General features: G+C 32.6%; 16 protein-coding genes and 4 pseudogenes. 16 read left to right on the top strand and 4 right to left on the bottom strand.

Annotation, left to right across the window (positions count from 1 at the left end):
• Positions 1–341 precede the first annotated feature (341 nt).
• The 4 genes and pseudogenes from RCJ96_RS16920 to RCJ96_RS16905 all read left to right on the top strand — a co-directional run bounded on the left by RCJ96_RS16920 (position 342) and on the right by RCJ96_RS16905 (position 6,748).
• Positions 342–1,931 (top strand): bifunctional metallophosphatase/5'-nucleotidase, encoded by a 1,590-nt coding sequence (locus RCJ96_RS16920; protein ID WP_000913798.1) that lies wholly within the window; start codon positions 342–344, stop codon positions 1,929–1,931.
• Positions 1,932–2,738: 807 nt separating this feature from the next.
• The gene (locus RCJ96_RS16915; RefSeq protein ID WP_416504083.1) at positions 2,739–4,325 is read left to right on the top strand and encodes an APC family permease; all 1,587 of its coding nucleotides are present in this window, start codon (positions 2,739–2,741) and stop codon (positions 4,323–4,325) included.
• 114 nt (positions 4,326–4,439) lie between these two features.
• Positions 4,440–4,547: pseudogene (locus RCJ96_RS16910) on the top strand (spore protein); the annotation flags it as partial.
• A gap of 872 nt (positions 4,548–5,419) precedes the next feature.
• Entirely contained in the window at positions 5,420–6,748 is a 1,329-nt protein-coding gene (locus tag RCJ96_RS16905) for an MATE family efflux transporter (protein WP_416504125.1), read from the top strand.
• A gap of 310 nt (positions 6,749–7,058) precedes the next feature.
• Here the strand turns inward: RCJ96_RS16905 and RCJ96_RS16900 are convergent, their stop codons facing one another.
• Positions 7,059–8,636 (bottom strand): FAD-dependent oxidoreductase, encoded by a 1,578-nt coding sequence (locus tag RCJ96_RS16900; RefSeq protein ID WP_080493708.1) that lies wholly within the window; start codon positions 8,634–8,636, stop codon positions 7,059–7,061.
• Between the two features lie 625 nt (positions 8,637–9,261).
• Here RCJ96_RS16900 and RCJ96_RS16895 point away from each other — a divergent pair.
• A complete protein-coding gene (locus RCJ96_RS16895; RefSeq protein ID WP_416504084.1) occupies positions 9,262–10,419 on the top strand; it encodes a serine hydrolase domain-containing protein in 1,158 nt (385 codons plus the stop codon).
• 341 nt (positions 10,420–10,760) lie between these two features.
• Positions 10,761–11,019 (top strand): annotated as a pseudogene (locus tag RCJ96_RS16890) (cytochrome P450).
• 261 nt (positions 11,020–11,280) lie between these two features.
• Here RCJ96_RS16890 and RCJ96_RS16885 read toward each other — a convergent pair.
• Entirely contained in the window at positions 11,281–12,432 is a 1,152-nt protein-coding gene (locus RCJ96_RS16885; protein WP_074607304.1) for an anion transporter, read from the bottom strand.
• 952 nt (positions 12,433–13,384) lie between these two features.
• Here RCJ96_RS16885 and RCJ96_RS16880 point away from each other — a divergent pair.
• The 8 genes and pseudogenes from RCJ96_RS16880 to RCJ96_RS16845 all read left to right on the top strand — a co-directional run bounded on the left by RCJ96_RS16880 (position 13,385) and on the right by RCJ96_RS16845 (position 22,601).
• Positions 13,385–14,809 carry an alanine/glycine:cation symporter family protein gene (locus RCJ96_RS16880; protein WP_060631427.1) on the top strand — a complete coding sequence of 475 codons (1,425 nt, stop codon included), beginning with the start codon at positions 13,385–13,387 and terminating at the stop codon, positions 14,807–14,809.
• A gap of 124 nt (positions 14,810–14,933) precedes the next feature.
• Entirely contained in the window at positions 14,934–15,914 is a 981-nt protein-coding gene (glsA, locus tag RCJ96_RS16875) for a glutaminase GlsA (protein ID WP_074607305.1), read from the top strand.
• Positions 15,915–16,147: 233 nt separating this feature from the next.
• Positions 16,148–17,464 carry a sensor histidine kinase gene (locus tag RCJ96_RS16870; RefSeq protein ID WP_000584796.1) on the top strand — a complete coding sequence of 439 codons (1,317 nt, stop codon included), beginning with the start codon at positions 16,148–16,150 and terminating at the stop codon, positions 17,462–17,464.
• Positions 17,465–17,468: 4 nt separating this feature from the next.
• Positions 17,469–18,413, top strand: coding sequence for a response regulator (locus tag RCJ96_RS16865; RefSeq protein WP_000274078.1), 945 nt, complete (start codon positions 17,469–17,471; stop codon positions 18,411–18,413).
• A 294-nt stretch (positions 18,414–18,707) separates the two neighbouring features.
• Positions 18,708–18,967, top strand: a pseudogene (locus tag RCJ96_RS16860) (Ger(x)C family spore germination C-terminal domain-containing protein); the annotation flags it as partial.
• A gap of 458 nt (positions 18,968–19,425) precedes the next feature.
• Positions 19,426–20,244 (top strand): pyrroline-5-carboxylate reductase, encoded by an 819-nt coding sequence (proC, locus tag RCJ96_RS16855; protein WP_074607307.1) that lies wholly within the window; start codon positions 19,426–19,428, stop codon positions 20,242–20,244.
• A 133-nt stretch (positions 20,245–20,377) separates the two neighbouring features.
• On the top strand, positions 20,378–21,793 hold the full coding sequence (locus tag RCJ96_RS16850) for an amino acid permease (RefSeq protein WP_074607308.1): 1,416 nt from the start codon (positions 20,378–20,380) through the stop codon (positions 21,791–21,793).
• Positions 21,794–21,959: 166 nt separating this feature from the next.
• A complete protein-coding gene (locus RCJ96_RS16845; RefSeq protein ID WP_074607309.1) occupies positions 21,960–22,601 on the top strand; it encodes a nucleotide excision repair endonuclease in 642 nt (213 codons plus the stop codon).
• A 106-nt stretch (positions 22,602–22,707) separates the two neighbouring features.
• On the opposite strand, the pseudogene RCJ96_RS16840 reads toward RCJ96_RS16845, so the two are convergent.
• Both RCJ96_RS16840 and ansR read right to left on the bottom strand, forming a co-directional pair.
• Positions 22,708–22,821 (bottom strand): annotated as a pseudogene (locus tag RCJ96_RS16840) (IS3 family transposase); the annotation flags it as partial.
• Positions 22,822–23,152: 331 nt separating this feature from the next.
• Positions 23,153–23,530, bottom strand: coding sequence for an HTH-type transcriptional regulator AnsR (gene ansR / locus RCJ96_RS16835; RefSeq protein ID WP_000893554.1), 378 nt, complete (start codon positions 23,528–23,530; stop codon positions 23,153–23,155).
• A 184-nt stretch (positions 23,531–23,714) separates the two neighbouring features.
• Here ansR and ansA point away from each other — a divergent pair, with 184 nt between their 5' ends.
• Together ansA and RCJ96_RS16825 are read left to right on the top strand one after the other, a co-directional pair.
• Complete coding sequence (ansA, locus tag RCJ96_RS16830; protein ID WP_229138121.1) at positions 23,715–24,719, top strand: asparaginase; 1,005 nt, start codon at positions 23,715–23,717, stop codon at positions 24,717–24,719.
• Positions 24,720–24,772: 53 nt separating this feature from the next.
• Positions 24,773–25,253: lyase family protein (locus RCJ96_RS16825; protein WP_446699820.1), on the top strand; the 481-nt coding region annotated here is incomplete at its 3' end.

Here is a 25,253-nt window from a genome sequence, read left to right as displayed (position 1 = left end):
AATTTAAAGAATCGAAATCTTCTATAACGAAATTTTTGCTCATTTTTAAATATTGATATTGAAATGTTAGGTTGATAAATCTCTATTAGTTTCGAGTTGAATATTTTTCTTAACGGCTAAAATTTATGGATTAGAGTTTTTTTGTCTCTTAGGTGGATTGCTATATTACTATCAAGATAATATTTTGAATAATCCTCAAAACAAAGAAATGTTTTTGTCAGAAAACGATAAAATCTTATTAATTTTTATAATTAGTAGAATTTTTATAGAAATAATCCTCTTAATATATTAAAATAACATCGTATTATGTAAGATTTTAATTATTAGGGGAGAGAAATTTTATGTTGAAAAAAATCATTCCAGTTGCTTTAGCATTAAGTACAGTTACTTTTACTAGTGTATTCGCTGTACCTTCAGCCCAAGCAAGTACAGAACCAAACCGCTACATAGATGTGCAAATGCTCGGGATTAACGATTTTCATGGGCAACTAGACACAGTAAAAAAAATTAACAATAAAGATGCAGGGGGAATCGAGTACTTAGGGGCTTATTTACGCGATCGTGAAAAACAAAATCCGAATACATTAAAAGTACATGCTGGCGATGTTGTTGGAGCAAGTACTCCTGTTTCAGCATTATTACAAGACGAACCTACCATTGAATTTCTAAATGATTTGAAATTCGATGTTGGAACGATAGGAAATCATGAATTTGATGAAGGTGTTGAAGAAATGAACCGCCTTATTTATGGTGGATACCATGAGAAAACAGGGAAATTTAAAGGAGCAAAATTCCCATATGTTGCTGCAAATTTCTATAATAAATCCACCGGTCGTTTATTTTTACCACCATTCACTATAAAAAAGGTGCAAGGAGTTCCAGTTGGATTTATCGGAGTCGTAACAACGGATGTTCCTAACCTTGTTATGCCTACTATGCTAAAGAATGTAGAAATTACAGATGAAGTTGAAGCTATTAACAAATCCGTAAAGCAATTAAAAAAACTAGGCGTTAAATCTATCGTTGTTCTTGCACATAACGGGGGGACAACAGATGGGAACGGCGTAACAAATGGTGATATCGTCCGATTAGCAAATGAGACTGATCCAGAAGTCGATGTTATTTTTGGTGGGCATAGCCACACTTATGTAAATGGAACTGTTAATAATAAACTTGTCGTACAAGCAAATTCTTACGGTATGGCTTTTGCTGATGTTGATGTAAAGATTGATCGTAAAACACAAGATATTGTTGAGAAAAAAGCAGAAATTGTTACAACTTACCATGAAGGCATGGAACCTGATAAAAAAATAAAGAAAAAGATGGAGAAATATCAAGCAAAAATCGCACCTCTTGTTAATGAAGTTGTAGGTAAGTCTATTGCTCCACTAGATCGCAAACTAAATACAGCTGGTGAATCTACTCTTGGGAATTTAGTTGCTGATGCTCAGCGTGCAACAATGCAATCTCAAATTGCACTTATGAATCCTGGTGGTATTCGTAATGACTTAGATGCTGGTGATATTACATGGGGAGAGATATATGGTATTCAACCATTCGGAAATCAATTAATAAAAGTAAATTTAACAGGCCAAGACATTCGTGATATTTTAAATCAACAATGGCAAAAAGACATAACAAGAATGCTTCAAATTTCAGGGATCCAATACACTTGGGATGCAAACAAACCTAATGGAGAAAAAGTAACAAGTATTCGCCTAACAAATGGAGAAGAAATTATTCCTTCTAAAACTTACAGCGTCGTTGCGAACGCATTTCTAGCTTCAGGTGGAGATGGATTTGTATCCTTTAAAAACGGTAAAGATGCTGAAACAGGACCAACTGATTTTGAAGCATTAGTAGATTATATAAAAAAATCAAAAGAACCAATTCAGTCTATTATTGATGGAAGAATTCAAAAAATAAATTAGGTTTTTATTAATCTCAAAAACAAATAGATTACCTGTGCACTATACTTTTTCATGTGCAGGTAATCTATTTTTTTGATTTAAAATAGAGTTTTACCGTGGCTAATAGGTATACCGTCTAGATGCAGAATGCCGAAAAAATGAAATTCGTATAATTGCTAATTCGTTCGCAACTATCATTGTTTTGTTCGATAGCAATGGAGTACCGCCACACATCCATCATGGACTATTCTTGGGATTAAAAGCACGTTACCATTTTCTTAATTAATGAGAAAGGGTGACGTGCTTTTTATGAATATGCATAAAAAACAAGGGTTGTCATTATTTGCCGAAGATTTATCCCAATACACTTAAACAATTCACTAAATTAGAATTGAGTTTTTGGTAAGAAGGGAGCGATATGTTTCGAAAGAAATGTAGAAATTTCTATAATAGTTTCCTTCGGTTTTTATCTAACTTGAGTGCATCTGGGAGTAGTATCGCCTATCAAATTAAGACCATAGACAAGATGAAATTTCGTCTATTAGAACTAAAATATTCTTAATATAGAGGCATACTAGATATGATGTTTTTCCGTAACAAATATAGTTGAAAATTTCAGGTTTAGAGAGAATTATAAAGGGTATACATACAATATAAAGAGTTGATTGGAGATGAATGTTATGGTTTCAAATTACAGCAAATTTTATGGTGAATGAGTCTATAAAACTTGTATTCTTACTTTAAATAAAAAGGGGGCTAGTATACATGAATAAATGGTTAATAAATAAAAAAATCCTATTTATTTTGTAAACGAGGGGCGTGTGAAAAATGAAAAATATGAAACGCAAGCTAGGAACCTTTGCACTCACAATGACTGGGATTGGCTCGATTTTAGGGTCTGGCTGGTTATTTGGTGCATGGAAGGCTGCTAAAATATCAGGAGGGGCCGCTATCTTTTCTTGGCTCTTAGGAATGATTGTAATATTATTTATTGCCTTACCATATAGCGAGTTAGGAGCCATGATTCCGGAGGCTGGCGGAATGGTAAAATATACCCAATACTCACATGGAGATTTCGTAGGATTTATTGCTGCATGGGCTAATTGGATAGCTATCGTCTCAGTTATTCCAGTTGAAGCTATAGCCTCAATACAATATATGAGTTCATGGCCTTGGGAGTGGGCAAGTTGGGCTAAGGATTTAGTAGACAATGGGATGTTGACTTCAAAAGGTCTTGCAGCTGCTTCTTTACTTATTATTATATATTTCTTTTTAAACTATTGGACTGTTAGTCTATTTGCAAAAGTAAATTCTCTAATTACTATATTTAAAATCATAATTCCTGGTTTTACAATTGGTGCATTGCTATTCGTTGGATTTCATGGAGAAAACTTTACTAGTCATCAGGACTTTCATGTATCTAATTGGTCAAATGTATTAACTGCTATGGCAACATCCGGTGTTATTTTTGCATTCAATGGTTTTCAGAGTCCAATTAATATGGCTGGTGAAGCAAAGAACCCAGGGAAATCCATTCCTCGGGCAGTTGTAGGATCCATTTTAATTTCAACTATAATATATGTATTATTACAAATTGCTTTTATCGGCGCTGTAAATCCCAATATGATAATTAACGGATGGTCGAATTTAAATTTCAATTCACCATTTGCTGATTTAGCAATAGCACTAAATATTAATTGGTTAGTTATTGTATTATATTTAGATGCTTTTGTATCTCCTTCGGGGACAGGTACTACTTATATGGCAACCACATCACGCATGCTGTACGGAATGGAGAAGAATGGATATTTCCCTAAAGTTTTTGGGAAATTACATCCTATATATGGTGTGCCTAGATTTGCCATGATGTTTAATTTAATGATTTGTTTTGTTTTTTTATTTTTATTTAAAGGATGGGGTGTTTTAGCTGAAGTGATTTCAGTAGCTACATTAATTTCATATGTTACTGGACCAATAACAGTAATGACCCTGAGAAAAACTGCACCTAATTTTCATCGTCCTTTCTATATAAGAGGATTAAACATTATCGCACCTTTAGGGTTCATTTTTGCATCATTAACATTATATTGGGCAAGGTGGCCGTTAACAGGAGAAGTAATGTTTATTATACTTATGGGCTTACCTATATATTTTTATTATCAATTAAAAACAAAATGGGTAGGATTTAAGAAGAATTTTTTAGCTGGATTATGGATTGTAGGGTATTTATTATTTATGATTTGTATATCGTACATTGGAAGTGAAAAATTTGGTGGGTTAAATATTATAACTTATGGATGGGATATGGTACTTATTTCAATTGTTTCATTTCTATTTTATAGATGGGCTATAAATAGTGGATTTAAAACAAAAGATCTACAGGTAGCACAGAAGATTAATGGTAGAATTAGTTGAATAATATACATAAATTAGAAAAATAGATTTATCATGTGCTGGAGGTCAATCCGAATGGCATGGACTACCGTCGCTAAATAGTATGGACATGGAAATTAACGAGTATACGTAATAATAGCAAACAATAATAGTGGAAGCCGTAACGAATTATTAGTTCGTGATGCTGAAAGTGTAATCGATCAAATGAAATATAATATCGCACAAAATTTCAATATACAACTTGATGGTCGATTCACTCGCTAATTATATAGTGTATGGATTAGAAGGAGGGATTATAATCTCTCCTTTTTTAATGGGAAAAATCTATGCTCAAATAGTTTTCAAGGAATTTTAAGTAAAAGTACAAACTACTCTTCTAGATAGAAAGAACTGAGCTAATAGTTAGAAATTCATCATTTTGATGAGAACATATTTAATAATAAAAAGTAGTTAGCAAAAGCTAACTACTCGGTAACCAATTTGTTCTAAAACAGGTTAGTTATATTTTGGACACATCTTTAAAAAAATATACAACATAACTGAAAACAGTAATCTATGTTAATTGCTCTAACAAATAAAGCAAAAAGGGTCTAATATTAATTATTAAGTATTCACGATGTTAAAAACATAACAAAAGACATGTTTTATACCAATTTCGCTTCCTAATTGTTTATTACATTTAATAATATAAATAATTTTATTAAAATAAATGATGCAACGCAAATTAATTTAACTGCCGTAGATGTTGAAGAGTTAACTTGAAGGGGTAAGGAAGCTGTTTACTATTGCTTAGAAGAAATATCAGAATAGGTTTTTATAAGGGGAAAGCTTCATTTCGTTTATATCAAAATTTTTGGGGGAAAGAGATAAATGGTAGAAAGAATGAATAGATAAACAAATTCTCAAAAATCATTATTACGTAGGGGGAAATCTATGGATAAGATAATAACGTTAATTTAAAAATTTCTTTTTTTATTTTTAACGTATTATTCTCGGAATAACATAATTCCTCCAAATAAAAGGGGAAATCAAATGTGAAATCATCGATAGATAGTATTCAAAAAAGTAAAAAATTAAAAAATCAAGAAAAGGGAGAGAGAGCAACATGGAAATCAATGTTTATGTTTCTAGTTCCCTTGCTTTTAAGTAACATATTACAATCAGTTGGACAATTATTTGGTATGGTGGTAGTTGGACGATGGCTTGGTGTGAATGAATTAGCTGCCATTTCAGCATTTTTTCCATTATTCTTTTTACTTGTTTCGTTTGTAATTGGGATTGGATCGGGTAGTTCGATTTTAATTGGTCAGGCATTTGGAGCCCGTAATGAAGATCGTTTAAAAGCCATTGTTGGTACGACGTTAACATTTACCTTTATAATAGGCGTTATTTTGGCAATAGCGGGAAATGTATTTGCTCTGAACATTATGCGTTTTATGGGTACGCCAGAGAATATAATTGATATGAGTGTGCATTATGCGCGTATTTTATTTATTTCTATGCCAGTTTTATTTCTATATTTCTCCTATACAACGTTTATACGAGGTACAGGAGATTCTAAGACACCGTTTTATTTCTTAATTGTTAGTACAGTCTTAAATATAATTCTATTACCTATTCTAATTTTTGGTTGGCTAGGAATACCCAAACTTGGTGTGTACGGAGCTGCCTATGCTTCTGTTATCTCGACCGTTGTAACATTTATTGTTATGCTTATGTATTTGAAGAAGAAGAATCATCCACTGCAATTAGATGAGACTGTACGGAAATATCTTCGTATGGATTGGGATTTATTAAAACTATTATTACACCTTGGAATTCCAGCGAGTATTAATATGATTCTCGTTTCGTTATCTGAGATTGCGGTAATCGCATTTGTGAATCGTTTCGGTTCTGATGCGACTGCTGCATATGGGGTTGTAAACCAGGTTGCAAGTTATGTTCAGATGCCTGCGGTTAGCCTTGGAATTACGGTATCTATTTTTGCTGCGCAATCTATTGGTGGGAAACAATTTAACCGATTAGAGGAAGTTATTCGTGCTGGAATTATTATGAATTATATAATTGGTGGTATATTAATTGCTTTTATTTACTTGTTTTCAAGAGAAATCTTATCATTATTCTTAACGAACACGAATACAGTTGAAATTGCGCATAGTTTGGTGATGATTACACTTTGGAGTTACTTAATTTTCGGTCATGCTCAAATTATTGGTGCGACAATGCGAGCAAGTGGAACTGTATTATGGCCCACTATTATCGGTGTCGTATCAATATGGCTTGTAGAAGTCCCTGTTGCTTATTATCTTTCTTATCATACAAATCTTGGTATAAAAGGAATATGGATTGGATATCCAGCAGCATTTATTGCAAGTTTACTTTTGCAATGTGGATATTATAAACTTTCATGGAAGAAGAAACGAATTTCAAGACTTGTTAGTTAGAATAGAAGGTGAAAAATGATATTCTCTTATAAGTTGTCAGTTTTAGGAGTATGACTATAACATCATCAAACGAATAAAACCGAGTTACCCTCAAACGGGAGTATGTTGGTTGTAATTGTAAATTCAATTTCATCCTTTCATAGTTATCTTTAGAAGTTCAACTCAATTTTTCATGTTGGGGAAGAATATATTTCTTGAATTAATAGGAATAGGACAGATTATATTTCGATTTGAGATTACGGACAATAAGGAGTTAAAAAAGTCAAAACAGCTACATGCTATGTAGCTGTTTTGGCTTACATAAATTTAATTAGTAACCAGAGTCTTCTGAAGTAAGGTTATCTATCATTTTATAATCGTATTTTTGTAATGGTTTCTCAGCAGGCCCTTCAAGTACTTCTCCTGTATATGAGAATCGCGAACCATGGCACGGACAATCCCAAGAACGTTCTCCATTGTTCCATTCAACTTCACATCCAATATGGGTACAAGTTGTATCTACAATATGAAGCTTACCTTCTGCATCTTTATAAGCTCCTTTTCTATGTCCATCAATATCAACGACAGCCCCTTCATCGTTAGATAAATCACGAATACATTTTTGTGGAATCTCTAACTTTCCTTTAATTAAGTGACCAACAACATTGGCATTTTCGACTAAGAAGTTCTTTAAACTTGGATTCATATGGAAACGGGAGGGAGTATATAATTCCCGAAATTTGTTCTTTTCTTTTAATATGATATCTCGGAATAAAAGAGCAGCTGCAGTTCCATTAGTCATACCCCATTTTCTGTATCCAGTGGCAATTAATATGTTTTTTTGATCAGATGTGATTTCACCGATATAAGGAATTTTGTCTAGTGTAATTAAATCTTGGGCTGACCAACGATATGCAATTTTTTCAAGTCCAAAAACTTGTTGGCCAAATATTTCCAAGGCCTCATAATGCTTTAGTGTTTCTCCACCCTGTCCTGTTTTATGACTTTCTCCAGAGATAAGAATAAATTCTTCTCCATTAATTGTTGTGGAACGGAGAGAACGTGTCGGTTCATCTACACTAATATACATACCACCTGGATAATCTGTTCTTGTCTTAGCGGCAATTATATAAGAGCGGTCTGCATGCATTCTTGTAGAGTAAAGTCCTGCACCTTCATAAAAAGGGAAATGGGAACAAGAGAGAATATACTTCCCTGTAATTTGAGCTCCTCCACGGGTAAGAACCACAGGTTGCTCGCCTGTTTTTATATTTACTGCTGTGGTATTTTCAAAGATGTATCCACCTTTTTCTGTAATTATATTTGAAAGATGGGCTAAATATTTAAGTGGATGGAATTGTGCCTGATTTCTCATAACAAGTGCATTATGTATTTTTAAATCAATAGGAAGTTTATTTACAAGCTCACCTTCAATATGAAGCTCTTTATAAGCTTCTGCTTCTTTTTCTAACTTATATGCATATTCTTCTGTTGTGGCATACAGATAAGCATCTTGTTGAGTGAAATCACAATCGATTTGATGTTTATTGATTGTGGTTTGAATGAATTTTAAAGCATCGATGTTTGCTTCGTAATACAATCTTGCGGTAGTTCTTCCGGTATATCTGATAAGCTCGTCATAAATCATATCATGTTGAGCAGTAATTTTAGCTGTCGTATGTCCAGTCGTTCCATTTAATAATTTGTCTGCCTCTATAACAGCGACTTTTAGACCTTCATTTACTAAAAGATAGGCAGAAGTAATGCCAGTAATTCCTCCTCCTACAATAATAACATCGACCTGCATGTCATTTTCTAAGGAAGGGTATTTTGGTAAATCGATACTGTTCGTCCAATAAGACTCGGCATTATGGGGTAATATTCCATCGTAATTATTGTTATTTGTCACTATAAATCCTCCATCCAATGGTTTATAGATCTATTATTTCCATTTATTAGAGAGGTAAACTTTGAGTTTAGAAAACAGCAACTTGTGATTGGACGCGTATTCAATTTATCTGTACTTTTGTATAAATAGAAACAAGTGGTTTTAACAACATTAGGAATGGTTCGTGCAGTGCAATTTCATTTGTGTGATATAGCAAGAAGAATAATCACATTAGAAAAAAACAAGAATTTAACTTGTTAAGAGTAAAAAGAATATTCAATATTTAAAACGTAAAAAAACACCGAAACGACAAACATCGGTGTTTTTTTGCACTTTCGGGCACAGACGCTACTTCAATCCTATCATTATAGAAACAATTTCGAATGTAAGGAATTTGTAAGGGATAGGTAAGGAAAAAGAGATTTTCAATATGTAGGATAAAAATATGAGGAGGCGTAAAGGGGGGAATAAGTACGTCCTACATATAAAACAATCAGTAACAAGAGTGTTTTGTGAAAATAATGAATACAATGATTGCAAATACATTGTTGCCTTTTCATCATTGGGAGAATGGATAGCTGTGTGGTTCGTATAGGACACTGCTATCAACTATCTATACAATTTTAATAGAAGAGAGGAATTCTTTATGAAAATACGTAGTAAAATTACATGTGCAAGTCTAGCGCTTTTAATAGCTGGAAGTTCCCTGTTATACATAACACCAGCCTCAATTGTAAAAGCAGAACCTACGCAAAATGTATCTAGTTCGTTACAAACAAGTACGCAAAGTAATCGTACTTCCGTTAAGAAAGCAATACGGGATGAACTGCAACTTGGATACCCGGGAATACTCGCTCAAATTTCTAAGGGTGGTAAAACTTGGAGTTATACCGCTGGGGTAGCGGATCTGAGAACTAAGAAACCAATGAAAGCAGATTTTCGCTTTCGCATTGGCAGTGTGACGAAAACGTTCATTGCAACAGTGCTACTTCAATTATCTGGAGAGAACCGTTTGAATCTAGATGACTCCATTGAAAAATGGTTGCCTGGTGTCATTCAAGGAAACGGATATGATGGTAACCAGATTACGATCCGGCAAATATTGAATCATACAAGTGGTATTGCTGACTATATAAATTCAAAAGATTTTGATATTACGGATATAAAAAAATCGTATACAGCTGAAGAATTTGTAAAGATGGGGATTTCTCTTCCCCCAGACTTTGCTCCAGGAAAGGCGTGGTCTTATTCAAACACAGGATACGTATTACTGGGGATCCTTATTGAAAAAGTAACTGGAAACAGCTATGCGGAAGAGGTTGAAAATCGCATTATTGAACCGCTTGATTTGTCAAATACATTCCTACCTGGCAATTCAAGCGTGATTCCAGGCACAAAGCATGCCCGTGGCTATTTGCAACTAGACGGAGCAAATGAGCTAAAAGACGTTACTTATATTAACCCAGGTAGCTCGGATGGAGATATGATTTCTACTGCTGACGACTTAAACAAATTCTTCTCTTACTTACTAGGTGGCAAATTACTGAAGGAACAGCAATTAAAACAAATGCTTACTACAGTTCCTACAGAAAGAGAGGGAACTGGATATGGTCTTGGAATACTTGAAATTAAGCTTCCAAATGGTGTCTCGGTATGGGGACACAGGGGGGCCGTTCCAGGGTTTTCCACTTTTGTTGGTGGAACACTTGGAGGTAAACATACACTCGCTATCAATTCGAACAGTTTAAACATTAATAATCCGGAATTTTTTAAAGATATTTTACTTGCTGAATTTAGCAAGTAGGCAAAAAGGAAAAACGAAAAAATTTTGTCATTTGTAATTTCAATCGGAATAGATTATCGGTTGAAATGAGTATAGAGGGGATTAAGTATATAGAAACGATCAAACCAATCATGAGAGATGGCTAAGGGGTTACATTGGCCAATTAAAAGGGCAACAGATATAATGAGTGATTAGTATGTATATAGTATTGCATTTGTGTTGGTATCGTCACGGATTGTAAATTTGTATAAGATGCGAAGTCTAATTTAAGACTTCGCACTTTTGCTGTTTAACAGCTTTTATTACGAAGCTATTAACAATAGAAAAAAGGAGAATGTAACTAGTTATGTGGATACTACTGTATGATTGGTGCAACGAATTGTGACTCTAACGTATTGAAAGATCTGATAAATTCAACGTTTATCGTCCTGACATTGATATTAAAAAGGCATTTAGTGGTACTGCAAGACATCTTGCTTTTGGATCAAGTATCTATAATTGTGTAGGAGTAGCATTTGCAAAATTAGAAATTGAACTAGATTCAACCATCAAAGATAATATTAGCGGAAAAAATTGAGGGACATTAAGGATTTTGTGAAGAGGACTTCAAAAATGAAATAACATTGAAATAAGTTATATTTCTATTGTTAATTGAAAGTTATTACCCTATAAATTCAGTCATTTATTATATAACTGAGTGCATAAAAAATGAACTGAAATCTAATAAATAACGTAAAAGCTAAAAGATTTTCGCTGTGAGAAAATCTAAAAATATTAAATTGATGGTAACTTTGTTGTATCTCTTTAAACATACCTATATTAAAACCCAAATTTCTCAATTGAATGCTGAGATATTTGGGTTTTTCTAAAGGAATCAATTTTTTAAAAAAATTTTAGAAATTTAAACATAAAGTATTGTATACATGTAAGTATGATTAAAAATGAAAAGTTGTAAATGCTAAATTTAATGAAATACGCCTTACTCTCTTTACCATTGGCCTGAATGAATAGTTTATAGGAAATTACACTGGCTAAAGATGCGATAATTGTTCCAAGCCCTCCAATATTTACTCCTAGTAATAAAGCTTTCCAATCAGAAGTAAAGTTTGATAGAAGAATTGAAGTAGGAAAATTGCTAATCAATTGACTCAAAAATATAGAACTAAAGAAGACTGAAGTATCTCCTCTTAAATTAGCGCGAGCAAATGTCCCCAGCATATCCGAATGGGAAATGTTTCCGATAAAAATAAAAAAACAGACAAAGGTTATTAGAAGAAAATAATCGATCTTAAATAGTAAGTTTCTATCTAACGTAAATGCTGCTATCAATGTGACTATTAGTGCAATGTAATAATTAATAACACCAAAAATAGATGCAATGATAGTGATAAATATCAAAATCCAGACGGTAGCTTTTTTTCGATTTTTCACGGTAATAACAGGTAGTTCTATTTTCAAATCTGTTTTTTGAAGTTTTTGAGTAAATATAAATAACAAACTAATTCCAAGTACAGCTAAAAGCAGAATTGAACCTAAAAATGGGATGAGCTTAATTCCATAGTAAGAATATAGGTATAAATTTTGTGGGTTTCCCATAGGCATCAAGCTACTACCGATGTTTGCCGCGATTGTCTGCAGGATGATTGTATCCATCATGTTCATTTGTGTTTTTTTACTAATGACAAGTGTTATTGGTACAAAAGTGAGGAGAGCAACATCATTTGTTACAAACATGGAGAAAATAAAGCATAACAAAATTAGAATAATAGATATTGACCTGCTGTTATTGCATTTATTTAAAATTGCAACGGCAAGTTTGTCTAATATCTTTAGCTGTTCCAAGGCCTTAATGGCCACCATTAGATTAAATAAGCTAATTAACACTTCAAAGTTAATATATTCGATCTTTGGCGAATGTATTAAGCAGCTTACAATTGCTAGTATCAGTGAAATGGTAAGTACTAAATCCTTTTTTAAAAATTCGAATTTCATAAGGAGTCTTTTTTTATTTTGAACGAATACTATTTCTTTCACAATACACCACCTGTAATCTATGTTAGTAAATATACGTTTTTTGGGAAAACTCGATATTGCTAGAAAAGAGGATGTCATAAGGTCCTAAATAAGAGTTTTGTAATGTTTTCATCCCTTCAACAAAATCCTTTTTTCCTTAGTGTCTTTAATGTTGTAAATATGTGCAATATAGACGAACCCAACTAGGGGGATTAATTGAGAAAACAAATGTTTTTTGTATGATACCATAAATAAATTAAATGTTTTATTTTTTAAATATTCTTATAATATCCTATTGATTCTTGATTTCAAATACTTTATATGAACTTCTAAAAGAGAAAAAATATGCATGTTTTTATGAAGAAAATAGAGGCTTGTCAGAGATTAGGTAGAACAGCATCTGCGACGTTTGGATACTGTATAAAATTCACAAAATCTCACTGTTTTTTAGATGAAAAATCTTAAAATATTTTTTTGTTTTTATAAAAATCTGTACTTTTTCGTAACATTCTGTACTTTTAATTATAAATTAAAGACAAGCTTCTCTTAGTTGAAGATTGAAAGCGCTTTATAGAATTTTCGTAAAGTTTTTACGTAGCCTATTTTTGAGATTAGTAGTGAGAAAGGAGATACTTCCATGTTCTTGAGAAAATAAAAAAAACCACTTAATCACTATTGATTATTATGATTTAAATCACCGGTAAACGAAACAAACATAATAGTACAACAATTTTAGTGGATAAAAATATTAGTTTGCAGAAAGAGGTAGAACATCTGTTTGCATAAGCGTTAAGTACTTCAAAATTTCAGTTTTACGGTTACATGTTGTGATGTTTGCTTAAACAGGCCAATCCGATTCATATAGAAAATTTTTATCCTTGTTGTATTTGAATATGAAAGAGGTATTTATACCAGGAAATATAGGTGATTTTATATAGATTATGATAGATAAATTTTGGCATGGAGTGATGATATGGAAAGGTTTTTTGTAGAGTTAGTCGGATCAACAAATGATTTTTTATGGTCTAAATTGTTAATTATTATGCTTGTTATTTGCGGAATTTATTTTACATTTAAATTGAATTTTGTACAGTTTCGAATGTTAAAAGAGATGGTCCGTGTATTAATGGAGGGAAAAAGTGGTTCTAAAGATCAAATCTCTCCTTTTCAAGCGTTTTGTATTGGTATGGCAGCCCGCGTTGGAACAGGGAATATTACAGGAATTGCGATTGCAATTGCATTAGGTGGTCCTGGAGCTGTATTTTGGATGTGGATTATTTCTATTATTAGCTCGGCCTCCAGTTTTGTCGAAAGCACATTAGCACAGATATATAAAGTAAAAGATAAAACTGGCTTCCGCGGTGGTCCATCCTATTATATGGAAAAAGGGTTGAATAAACGTTGGATGGGAGTATTATTCTCTATTTTAATCACAATTACTTTCGGTCTTGTATTCAATTCAGTACAATCAAATACAGTTACAATCGCTTTTCAAAACTCATTTGGTACAGATCGTCTAACAGTTGGGATAATCATGGCCATTGCTTTTGCTGCAATTATCTTTGGTGGTGTACAACGTATTGCAAAAATGGCTGAATACAAGGTGGTATTTTTAGCGGTATTATACATTGGAGTTGCATTATTTGTTGTAGTTACCAACATATCAAAAATGCCGGAAGTTCTTTCTCTTATTGTTCAAAACGCATTTGGTTTTAAACAAATAGCAGGTGGTTCAATTGGTGCAGCACTTATGAATGGAGTTAAACGCGGTTTATTCTCAAATGAAGCTGGTATGGGAAGTGCACCAAACGTTGCCGCAACAGCAACAACAAGCCATCCGGTGAAACAAGGACTGATTCAAGCATTTGGTGTATTAACGGATACATTAATCATTTGTACTAGCACTGCCTTTATTATTTTGCTGTCTGATGCATATAAACAACCGGGATTAAATGGTATTGCACTGACACAAGCAGCATTAAGTGAACACATCGGTCCTTGGGCATCGGGTTGTCTTGCTATCTTTGTTTTTTTATTTGGATTTGGTGCGTTAATTGGCAACTATTATTATGGTGAAACAAATATTCGCTTCTTACATACAAGTAAAGTGTGGTTAATGATATACAGAATAAGTGTATTGGCTATGATTGTATTTGGTTCTGTTGCAAAGATTCAAATTGTATGGGATTTAGCGGACTTATTTATGGGCTTTATGGTTATTATTAATTTAATTGCTATTACCTTACTTTCAAAAGTAGCATTTGCGGCATTACAAGATTATATAAACCAGAAAAAAGCTGGTAAAGATCCTATTTTTTATAAAGAAAACATTAAAGGGCTTGAAAATATTGAATGTTGGGATAGTTATGAGGAAACTTCAAAAAAGAAAAGTGTGTAATAAGAAAGATATTCAGACTGCAATATGTCTGAATATTTTTCTTGGTTCTAGTGCAAATATTATTGATTATAGTAAAGAAAAAATCATTCTATATAAAGTTAATAGTACGGGGGAATATGATTAAATGATAAAGGATTCTAGCGTTCAAGTTGAGGGTCAAGAAAAAGTTTACTTAGATCAATGGGTAGCTCATTATCGAACGTATGCAGCTAAGGGACGAAGCGCCAGTTATATTCCAGCTCTGGGGGAAATAAATGTTTCGCAGTTAGGTATTTGTATAGTAAAGCCAGATGGAACAATGATAAAGTCAGGAGATTGGGAGATACCTTTCACATTACAAAGTATATCAAAAGTAATCGGTTTTATAGCCGCTTGTTTAAGTCGCGGTATTTCTTATGTATTAGAACGAGTTGACGTAGAGCCAACTGGAGATGCCTTTAATTCGATTATTCGTTTGGAGATACATAAACCAGGAAAACCTTTTAATCCTATGATTAATGCTGGAGCAATTACGATAGCTTCACTTTTGCCAGGGACATCGGTGCAAGAAAAATTAGAATCTATATACGTATTAATTGAAAAAATGATAGAGAAGCGTCCCGCTATTAATGAAATAGTATTTCAATCAGAATGGGAAACGGCTCATCGTAATAGAGCATTAGCATACTATTTAAAGGAGAACGGTTTTCTAGAATCAGATGTGGAGGAGACACTAGAGGTTTACCTAAAACAATGTTCGATTGAAATAAATACAGAAGATATTGCCTTAATAGGGCTTATACTGGCACATGATGGATATCATCCTATTCGCAAAGAACAAGTGCTCCCTAAAGAAGTAGCTAGGTTAACAAAAGCTTTAATGCTTACTTGTGGAATGTACAATGCTTCTGGAAAATTTGCTGCTTTCATTGGATTACCAGCTAAGAGTGGGGTATCCGGCGGAATTATGACACTTGTTCCCTCAAAATCTAGGAAGGATTTATCGTTCCAAGATGGATGTGGTATTGGTATTTACGGACCAGCCATTGATGAGTATGGGAATAGTTTACCAGGAATTATGTTGTTAGAACATATTGCAAAAGAATGGGATTTAAGTATATTTTAAAAAGGAGCACAGATATTTTGGTGTTAGAGCGAGTCCAAAAGTGTTCAGACCTTATATTGTGTCTGAACATTTTTGAGTTATAAAGTATCTTTCTAAAGTAGAAGAGTGTAATGAATACTCACAATCTATAATGCTTTCGTTTATATCTTATTTATCAGTTTTTGAAAAAAATAGAGTAAGTATTGTATTAATGCAAATAGGTTTGTATACTGACTGTTAGGCGAAAGTGAGAAGTGATTATTTTGAATCTTAGTAATTTAGTAAAAAAAGACATCTATATTCTCGTTTTAATGATACTTACAGTACCCTTAGTAGGTGAAATAAAGTCATTTCCTTTAAATGAAACATTTAGAATGAGCTTTGGTGCACCAACATTTTTCTTTTTTTTGTTATTGTTTCGACGAATTCCAGCATTTTTACCGGGTTTTTTAACAGCGATAGTCGTGGTAGTATTTCGTATCTCAATGGATGTCATTATAAAGGGAAATATGGATTGGCTAGCCGCTTTTCATACTCACTATCCTAGTTTTTTCTTTTATTTTACTTATTCGTATCTCTTTCATTTAGCAAAAATTAAACGTTTTTATCATCAACCACTAATGATTGGTTTGATTGGTTGCATGATTGAAATACTGTCAGACTGTGTGGAATTAATGATTCAATATTTCGTATTAAAAACATCGATCACATCCGAGGCAATAAATGAGATCATTGTTATCGCATGTTCCCATAGTTTTATAGTTCTAAGCTTTTTCAATATGATGAAATTGTATGAAGCGCAATCAAGGGAGAAACACATAAAGAAACAAAATGAACACATGCTCATGCTCATCTCTAATTTATATGAAGATGCTGTTCATTTAAAAAAAACATTACAAGATGCTGAGAATATAACAAAAAAATCCTATGATTTATATAAAACTTTAGACTCTTTTGAGCACAAACAGATGGATTTTCAGTTTGGGGATTTAAGGCAACAGGCATTACAAATTGCTGGTGAGGTCCATGACGTTAAAAAGGATAACCAACGTATTTTTGCGGGACTTTCAAAATTAATTTCTGATGAAAGTTTTACAGATTATATGTCTGTACATGAACTAGTAAATATCATTATACGGGCAAATGCGAAATATGCACGGTTGCTAGAGAAAGACATCCAATTTGTGTATAAAATTGATGGTGTGCATCCTCATTATCATATTTACACAATCTTATCTATTATAAATAATATCGTTACAAACGCTGTAGAGGCTATCAAAGGTATGGGAACCATCACAATTGACATTAATAAAGACCATCATTTTGTTGAATTCCAAATAGGCGATAATGGTCCCGGTATTTCTTCAAAATATAAAGATTCAATTTTTGAGCCTGGGTTTACTTCTAAATATGATGATTTAGGCAATCCATCGACAGGTATCGGATTATCGTATGTTAAAGAAATGGTCGAACAACTTGAAGGTGATGTTACGCTTGAGGACAGAACCGAAGGAAAAGGATCAATTTTTATAATTAGATTAGGGATTGATCATATAATTTCGAAAGGGTGATTCTATGTATTTTTATATAGTAGATGATGAAAAAGCGGTTCGCTCAATGTTGGCTCAAATTATCGAGGATGAAGATCTTGGGGAGGTTATAGGAGAAGCTGAGGATGGTTTATCTTTAGAGCAACAAATGCTAATCCTTAAAAATATAGACATTTTATTTATCGATTTGTTAATGCCAATTCAAGATGGAATAAAAACTATTCGTCAAATAAAACCTTCGTTTAAAGGGAAAATCATCATGGTCTCTCAAGTAGAATCAAAAGAATTAATTGCTGAAGCTTATTCGCTTGGCGTTGAATACTATATTATTAAGCCGATTAACCGGATTGAAGTATTAACAGTTGTTCGGAAAGTCATTGAACGAATTCGTTTGGAAAAATCGATAAAAAACATTCAAGAATCGCTTAATACAGTACTAAAATTGGATAGTAATTCAAGTGTGCAAGAAAAATACCGTAATGAAAAACATTTAAATACTTTTAATCATTTTCAAAATTCCATTCATTTTCTTTTGTCTGAATTAGGAATAGCCAGTGAAAGTGGAAGTAAAGATTTAATGGATATGCTAGATTATTTATATAAATATGAACAAGATAACACGTTGGAACAAGGTTTTCCCTCACTAAAAGAGATTTTTATGAATTTAGCTCAAAAAAAACTTGGGGATTCAGCTGAAGATACCGAATTAAAAAGATTCATAGAGGCTTCCAAACAACGGATTCGGAGAGCAATTTATCAATCATTAGACCATTTAGCATCCCTTGGACTTACTGATTTTTTAAACCCGAAGTTCGAAAATTATGCTTCTAGATTTTTTGATTTTACTACCGTAAGGAGAAAGATGACAGAATTGAATAATGAACCAACATTACCTGCTCGTATTGATACGAAAAAATTTATTCAAGTTCTTTATTTTGAAGCAAAACGAATACACTTGGAATTAAGATGATAAACTCTTGCTCATTATTACGTTCAATTAATAGATTGATAGTTGTTTTAAAGTTATTTGTTTTATATAGTTTTTCTAAGAGAGTATTTTCCTTTATTTCATATTGGTTTTAAAATCAGAAAATTCCGTATCGATTCGATAGAAATGTACTAACTTAGAACAAAAGAATATGTATTTTTTACATATTAATATTCATTAAAAAAATGAGTATTTCCAAAATAAAATATAAATACATAGTAAGTTGAATTTAAAAAAAGATGCTATCTTCTAGCATCTTTTTTTCTTTCATGAGGAAATTTTGAAAATGAATTTTTAAAAAGGAAAGAAAAAGCTATTGAAAAAGAAGTAAAGCACTTAGTACGTCATGTTACAAAAAAATACAAAAAGAATATTAAGTCGATATTGCGGGTTTTGGAAACCAATTAAGAATTAAGCACCCGAGAACATGGGAGAAAGTCAAAAAAGATTGGGATCGAACATTTAGTAAAGTACCGATTAAATATCATATAAACGTAACTATACAAGATTATGGAGCATCAAGTTTAAAACGGTGAGACGTCTCAATTGACCTTATATTTACACAAAAACAAAAAGTTACGAAAATTTTAATTTGAAAATTTTTGTAACTTTTTGTTTTTTTATGTCCTTCTTATTATAGATTAAAGAAATGATTTTATTAAAAGTTCATTCTTTATCCTATACACTTCTTTTGCACTATAAAGTAAATAACAACCGTTACTAATGGTGTTTTATTTAACGTTAGGAAAAAAAGAGGAATCGTTATATATCCTTTACAAGTTTGAATAGGAGGGAGTTTGAAGTGCAAGCGAAAGCAGTGCAAATAGAAGGGGATTTTGAAAATAAGTAATTATTAGAGGTATATGTAAGCTCTATATAGGAAGGAGAATTTTTAAATTCTATTGATAAACCCAGTAATTGTAATAGCCCTTATTTAGAATAATAATTTCAAAATCAATAAAATTTAGAGTAGAAGGAGCAAGAGCAAATTATTATGAATAAACAAATAGGATTCATCGGATGTGGAAACATGGGTATTGCTATGATAGGTGGGATGATTAAAAAAAATATAGTTTCTCCAGATCAAATAATTTGTTCAGATTTAAACGTCCTTAATTTAAAAAATGCTAGTAATGAATATGGCATAACTATAACTACTAACAACAATGAAGTCGCTAACAGTGCTGACATTTTAATTTTATCAATCAAACCAGATTTATACTCATCGGTAATTAACCAAATAAAAGATCAAATAAAAAATGATGTAATCGTTGTAACTATTGCTGCAGGAAAAAGTATTAAGAGCACTGAGAATGAATTTGGTAGAAAGTTAAAAGTTGTTAGAGTAATGCCTAATACACCGGCACTTGTTGGAGAAGGAATGTCTGCGTTATGTTTTAATGAAATGGTTACAGAAAAAGATATAAAAGAGGTACTGAACATATTTAATATTTTCGGCCAGACGGAGGTCGTAAATGAAAAACTAATGGATGTTGTTACATCTATTAGTGGTTCTTCTCCAGCATATGTGTATATGTTTATAGAAGCCATGGCAGATGCTGCTGTACTTGGCGGTATGCCGAGAAAACAAGCTTATAAATTTGCGGCTCAGGCTGCATTAGGTTCTGCAAAAATGGTATTGGAAACAGGAATACATCCAGGTGAATTGAAGGATATGGTTTGTTCTCCAGGTGGAACGACAATAGAAGCCGTAGCAACACTAGAAGAAAAAGGTTTAAGAACAGCTATCATTTCAGCTATGAAACGTTGTACGCAAAAATCTATGGAAATGTCTAGTTTAACTAGTAAGTGAGAAGCGAATTTATATAATATTTCAAATCTATTTAATGTAAAAGAAATATTATGAGGCTAGTTAATAACTAAGTAAATTTATATACAACACTAACGAGACGAACAAACCTTATTTTAAAGGGGATACAGAAAATATGAGTAATTTACTAAAAAAGAAATCCGTTACACAATTGTTAGAGCATAATCAAAGCAAGACTTTAACGAAAACATTAGGAGCATTTGATTTAATTATGTTAGGAGTAGGCTCGATAGTTGGAACAGGTGTTCTTGTGTTAACTGGATTAGTAGCAGCAAGAGATGCTGGTCCAGCAGTTATTTTTTCATTTGTATTTGCAGCAATTATATGCGGATTTATAGCATTATGTTACGCAGAAATTGCTTCCACACTCCCGGCATCTGGTAGTGTATATACGTACTCATATGCAACAATTGGTGAGTTTGTTGCTCATCTAGTAGGTTGGTCATTGCTGTTAATATATATTGTGGCAACAGCGGCTGTCGCTGCTGGATGGACAGGCTATTTCCACAATTTAATAAAAGGGTTTGGATTAGAGATACCTAAAGCTCTAGTAACGATTCCTTCGCATGGTGGTATTGTGAATCTACCAGCAGTAATCATTACATTGATATTAGCATGGATGTTATCCCGTGGTACGAAGGAAAGTAAACGAATCAATAATATAATGGTATTGATTAAAATTGGAATGATTCTGTTGTTTATTACGGTTGGTATATTCTATGTAAAACCAATGAACTGGATACCAATTGCACCATACGGTTTAAGTGGAGTTTTTACGGGTGGAGCAGCTATTTTATTCGCTTTTACGGGTTTTGATATATTAGCAACTTCAGCAGAAGAAGTAAAAGATCCGAAACGTAATCTTCCGATCGGTATTATTGCATCATTAATCATATGTACAATTATTTATATTATGGTATGCCTTGTTATGACAGGAATGGTTTCCTATAAAGAATTAAATGTTCCTGAGGCAATGGCTTATGTAATGGAAGTGGTAGGACAAGGAAAAGTCGCTGGTGCAATTGCTGCAGGTGCTGTAATTGGCCTTATGGCTGTTATTTTTTCCAATATGTATGCAGCAACACGAGTATTCTTTGCAATGAGTCGTGATGGATTGTTACCGAAATCATTTGCGAAAGTTAATAAGAAAACTGGAGCACCCACTTTTATAACTGGATTAGCAGGAATAGGGAGCTCTATAATAGCTGGGTTTATTGATTTGAAAGAATTAGTTAATTTGGTTAATATTGGTAGTTTGGTGACGTTTGCGTTAGTTTGTCTATCAGTTATTATCCTTCGTAAATCACACCCAAATTTAAAACGTGGATTTATGGTACCTTTTGTACCTGTATTACCATGCGTTGCAATTGTATGCTGTGTATTTTTAATGCTAAATTTACCGTTAAGCACATGGGTGTACTTTAGTATTTGGATTACTATTGGGGGAGTAATATATTTCCTTTATTCGATAAAACACAGTAATTTAAATGAGGAAACGATCTCGAAATTACATGATAAAATTGCGAGATAAGAACGATAGAAAATTTTATTAATAATCATATTGATAGTTGAATAACATAGAAACAGTTTTTTGACATTTAGCAAGAGATAAAATGAAAAAACCTAGGACAGCAGAGTACCTTTTTTAGAAAACTTGCCTGTTTTTCATGATTTAAAGCTAATAAGGAGAGGAAAGTATGAGTGAATTGCATTTTATGAGTCTAGAAAAACTGGATCATGAATTAGAAAAAGATGACAGTGGTATTTATTTCATTAAAGATTATAATGACAATATTATTTATATAGGCAAGGCTTTTAGTATAAAAAGTAGAGTATTAGCTCATTTTAATAGTTATTCCAATATTAAGGAATATGTGCATTTATTTAATAAAGTAGCGTATCTCATTGAAGATAGTTTGTTAAAACGCTCATTGTTACAAGTTACTTATATGATTAAATATAAACCAGTATTAAACAAAGAAGTCCAAAAAGAATTCCCAGAGTTATATACTCAATACATTAAGCAAACAAATAAAAAATCCATGTTGTTAGAAATGGATGAAGCAAAAGAAAAAAGGGATGAGTTAAAGAATAGATTAGTAAAATTAGTGGGTGGAAAAACTATGTTTTATGACATAATTTCTCTGTTAAACAATGGATATAACTATCATGTTCTCGCAAAAGTATTGAGTATAGAACTTCAAACTTTAATTCTAATGAAAGAACACCGAAATAAATTCCCGATACCACATAATTATAAGAGAACAATAAAGCATCAAGATATAATGTATGCTTTATCTGGAAAAAAGAATTTAAGTACGTCAAGGTTAAACACTTAACTTTAAATTAGTAAATTCGCTGCTTTTAGCAATTCAACTAGAATGTGCCCCCCCCCCCCCGAAATTTAGAAAGATCGGTTTATTAGGTAGCCTTTAGGGAATGAGCCTAGTACAATACTGGGTTCATTCCCTTTGATTTTCCCTTGATTCTTTCATGATTATAGTACTCTATATACTTTGCTAATTCTTGTTTGAAATCTGTTATACTTCCAAATTCTTTCGATACAGAAATAGACATACAAAAACGCCATCCTTTCTTATAAATCTACAGAAAGAATAACGTATTTTTTACAAATGAGTTCCTTTATTGAAAAGCTTTAGTTCTATATGACTGATAAAAGGGCAAGTAACGCTAAAATAGCGGTAAGTCCTTGTTTTTAGAAGAATATTTTGCATATACAAAATATTAAAATGTAATTTATAAATATGAAGTTAATAAAATAAATTCGGATTAATAATATTCCTAAAGCTAATCCTATATATACCGTTTACAAATTAATTGTCTAAGTATTTTTTAGTTTAAAAGTGCAGTGTATTCGTTTTTTATTGAATCAACTTTTACATGTTGGTTCAATATTTTCTATTCTCTTGGAACTTAGTTCTCGTTTACTTCTCACAAAAGCAATAAAATCTATTATCTCTTCTGTTGACAGTGCTTCTCCATCTATGAAAAGTGTTGGATCTGGATCGTTTAGGAGTCTTGTAATATCAATTACATCTTTGTTTTGATGTGAATGTTCAATTCGACCTAATATATAATCTACAGATGTATCAAATAAATCGGCTATTTTAGATAAAGATTGTAAGGAAGGTAATCTATAACCATTTTCATACCCGGCATAGGTGCTTTTCGCAATCCCAAGTCGATCTGCTGTCTCTTGTAAGGACCACTTTTGATTTTTTCTTAATTCAGATAAACGTTCCAGCATTCGTCTCATACCCCATCTAATTTTATTAAATTAATTATAACATAGAAAAAGAATCAAGAATAGAAAAAAAGTACGCGCATTGAATACAAAATCTTGATTAATTCAAATTAAGTTCTATAATGATAAATATAAATACGCATTACGCGAACGATATATTGTTGTTTATTTTATGGAGGGGTTGTGTATGAAGAAAATTTTATTACTTGCAACTGGTGGGACAATTGCATCTGTGGAGGGGAATGAGGGGCTTGTTCCAGGATTATCCGCTGAGGAATTATTGAATTATTTTTCGAAGTCTTCTCGAAACTTAGAAATAGATTGCAAAATCTTAATGAATATTGATAGTACCAATATGCAACCTGAGCACTGGAAAGAAATAGCTAATGCTGTTTTTAATCACTATGATGACTATGACGGGTTTGTGATTACACATGGAACGGATACGTTAGCTTATACATCTTCTGCGTTATCTTATATGCTGCAAGGTTTAAGAAAACCAGTTGTTTTAACAGGTTCACAAGTACCTATTAGTTTTAAAAAGACAGACGCAAAGAAAAATGTAGCTGATGCTCTTAGGTTTGCCTGTGAGAATGTTGGCGGTGTGTTTATTGTTTTTGATAGTAGGGTGATTATTGGGACGAGAGCAGTTAAAATGCGAACAAAAAGTTATGATGCATTTGAAAGTGTGAATTCTCCATATGTTGCTGAGGTAAATGAAGATGAAGTGAAATATCATTGGAAGCCAACTTCCTCACATAATGAACTTTCAATAAATACTAATTTATGTACGGATGTTTTTCTTATGAAATTGTATCCAGGTACAAAGCCAGAGATATTTGATTGTTTAAAAGATTTGTATAAAGGGATTATTATTGAAAGTTTTGGAAACGGTGGATTACCTTTTGAAGGAAGGAACTTGCTTTCGAAAATTCAAGAGTTGACTGAAATGGGGATTGCTGTAGTGATTACTACTCAATGCCTGGAAGAAGGAGAAGACATACTTCTCTATGAAGTAGGACGGAAAGTGGCACAACATCAAGTAATATTGTCTGGAGATATGAATACGGAAGCCATCATAGCAAAATTGATGTGGACGCTTGGAAAAACTAATAAATTAGAAGAGATTAAAAAAATTATTGAAGAGCCTTTAGCCTACGATTTAACAATAAAATCTGATAAGGATTGGTAACGACTTCATATGATTTATTTAGGTTTTACATTTAATATGGGGGAGAAATTAAAATGGCAATGACAAACAAGAACGTGCGAGTAGAGAATGATTTTTTGGGAGGAAAGGAATTACCTATTGAGGCATATTACGGAATTCAAACTTTACGCGCTGTTGAAAATTTCCCGATTACAGGGTATAAAATCCATGAAAGTTTAATTAAAGCGTTCGCAGTTGTAAAAAAAGCTGCAGCGCTTGCCAATACAGATGTAGGAAGATTGGAATTGAACAAGGGCGGCGCGATGGCAGAAGCTGCTCAAGAAATTCTCGATGGAAAATGGCATGATCATTTTATCGTAGATCCAATCCAAGGCGGAGCAGGTACTTCAATGAACATGAATGCAAATGAAGTCATTGCCAATCGTGCTCTTGAATTATTAGGAATGGAAAAGGGAGACTATCATTATATTAGTCCAAATAGTCATGTAAACATGGCGCAATCAACAAACGATGCATTCCCAACGGCGATTCATATCGCAACATTAAACGCATTAG

Source organism: Bacillus sp. BSL6 (assembly GCF_052928345.1).
The sequence above is the reverse complement of the archived record's forward strand: the minus strand, read 5'-3'. Positions and strand labels throughout refer to the sequence as shown.

Coding starts and splice junctions, on each gene's coding strand:
- RCJ96_RS16845 (WP_074607309.1), top strand. CDS start 21,960: ATGAGTGAATTGCATTTTATGAGTCTAGAAAAACTGGATCATGAATTA.
- RCJ96_RS16850 (WP_074607308.1), top strand. CDS start 20,378: ATGAGTAATTTACTAAAAAAGAAATCCGTTACACAATTGTTAGAGCAT.
- RCJ96_RS16915 (WP_416504083.1), top strand. CDS start 2,739: ATGAAAAATATGAAACGCAAGCTAGGAACCTTTGCACTCACAATGACT.
- ansA (WP_229138121.1), top strand. CDS start 23,715: ATGAAGAAAATTTTATTACTTGCAACTGGTGGGACAATTGCATCTGTG.
- RCJ96_RS16865 (WP_000274078.1), top strand. CDS start 17,469: ATGTATTTTTATATAGTAGATGATGAAAAAGCGGTTCGCTCAATGTTG.
- RCJ96_RS16920 (WP_000913798.1), top strand. CDS start 342: ATGTTGAAAAAAATCATTCCAGTTGCTTTAGCATTAAGTACAGTTACT.
- proC (WP_074607307.1), top strand. CDS start 19,426: ATGAATAAACAAATAGGATTCATCGGATGTGGAAACATGGGTATTGCT.
- RCJ96_RS16905 (WP_416504125.1), top strand. CDS start 5,420: ATGTTTATGTTTCTAGTTCCCTTGCTTTTAAGTAACATATTACAATCA.
- ansR (WP_000893554.1), bottom strand. CDS start 23,530: ATGCTGGAACGTTTATCTGAATTAAGAAAAAATCAAAAGTGGTCCTTA.
- RCJ96_RS16895 (WP_416504084.1), top strand. CDS start 9,262: ATGAAAATACGTAGTAAAATTACATGTGCAAGTCTAGCGCTTTTAATA.
- glsA (WP_074607305.1), top strand. CDS start 14,934: ATGATAAAGGATTCTAGCGTTCAAGTTGAGGGTCAAGAAAAAGTTTAC.
- RCJ96_RS16880 (WP_060631427.1), top strand. CDS start 13,385: ATGGAAAGGTTTTTTGTAGAGTTAGTCGGATCAACAAATGATTTTTTA.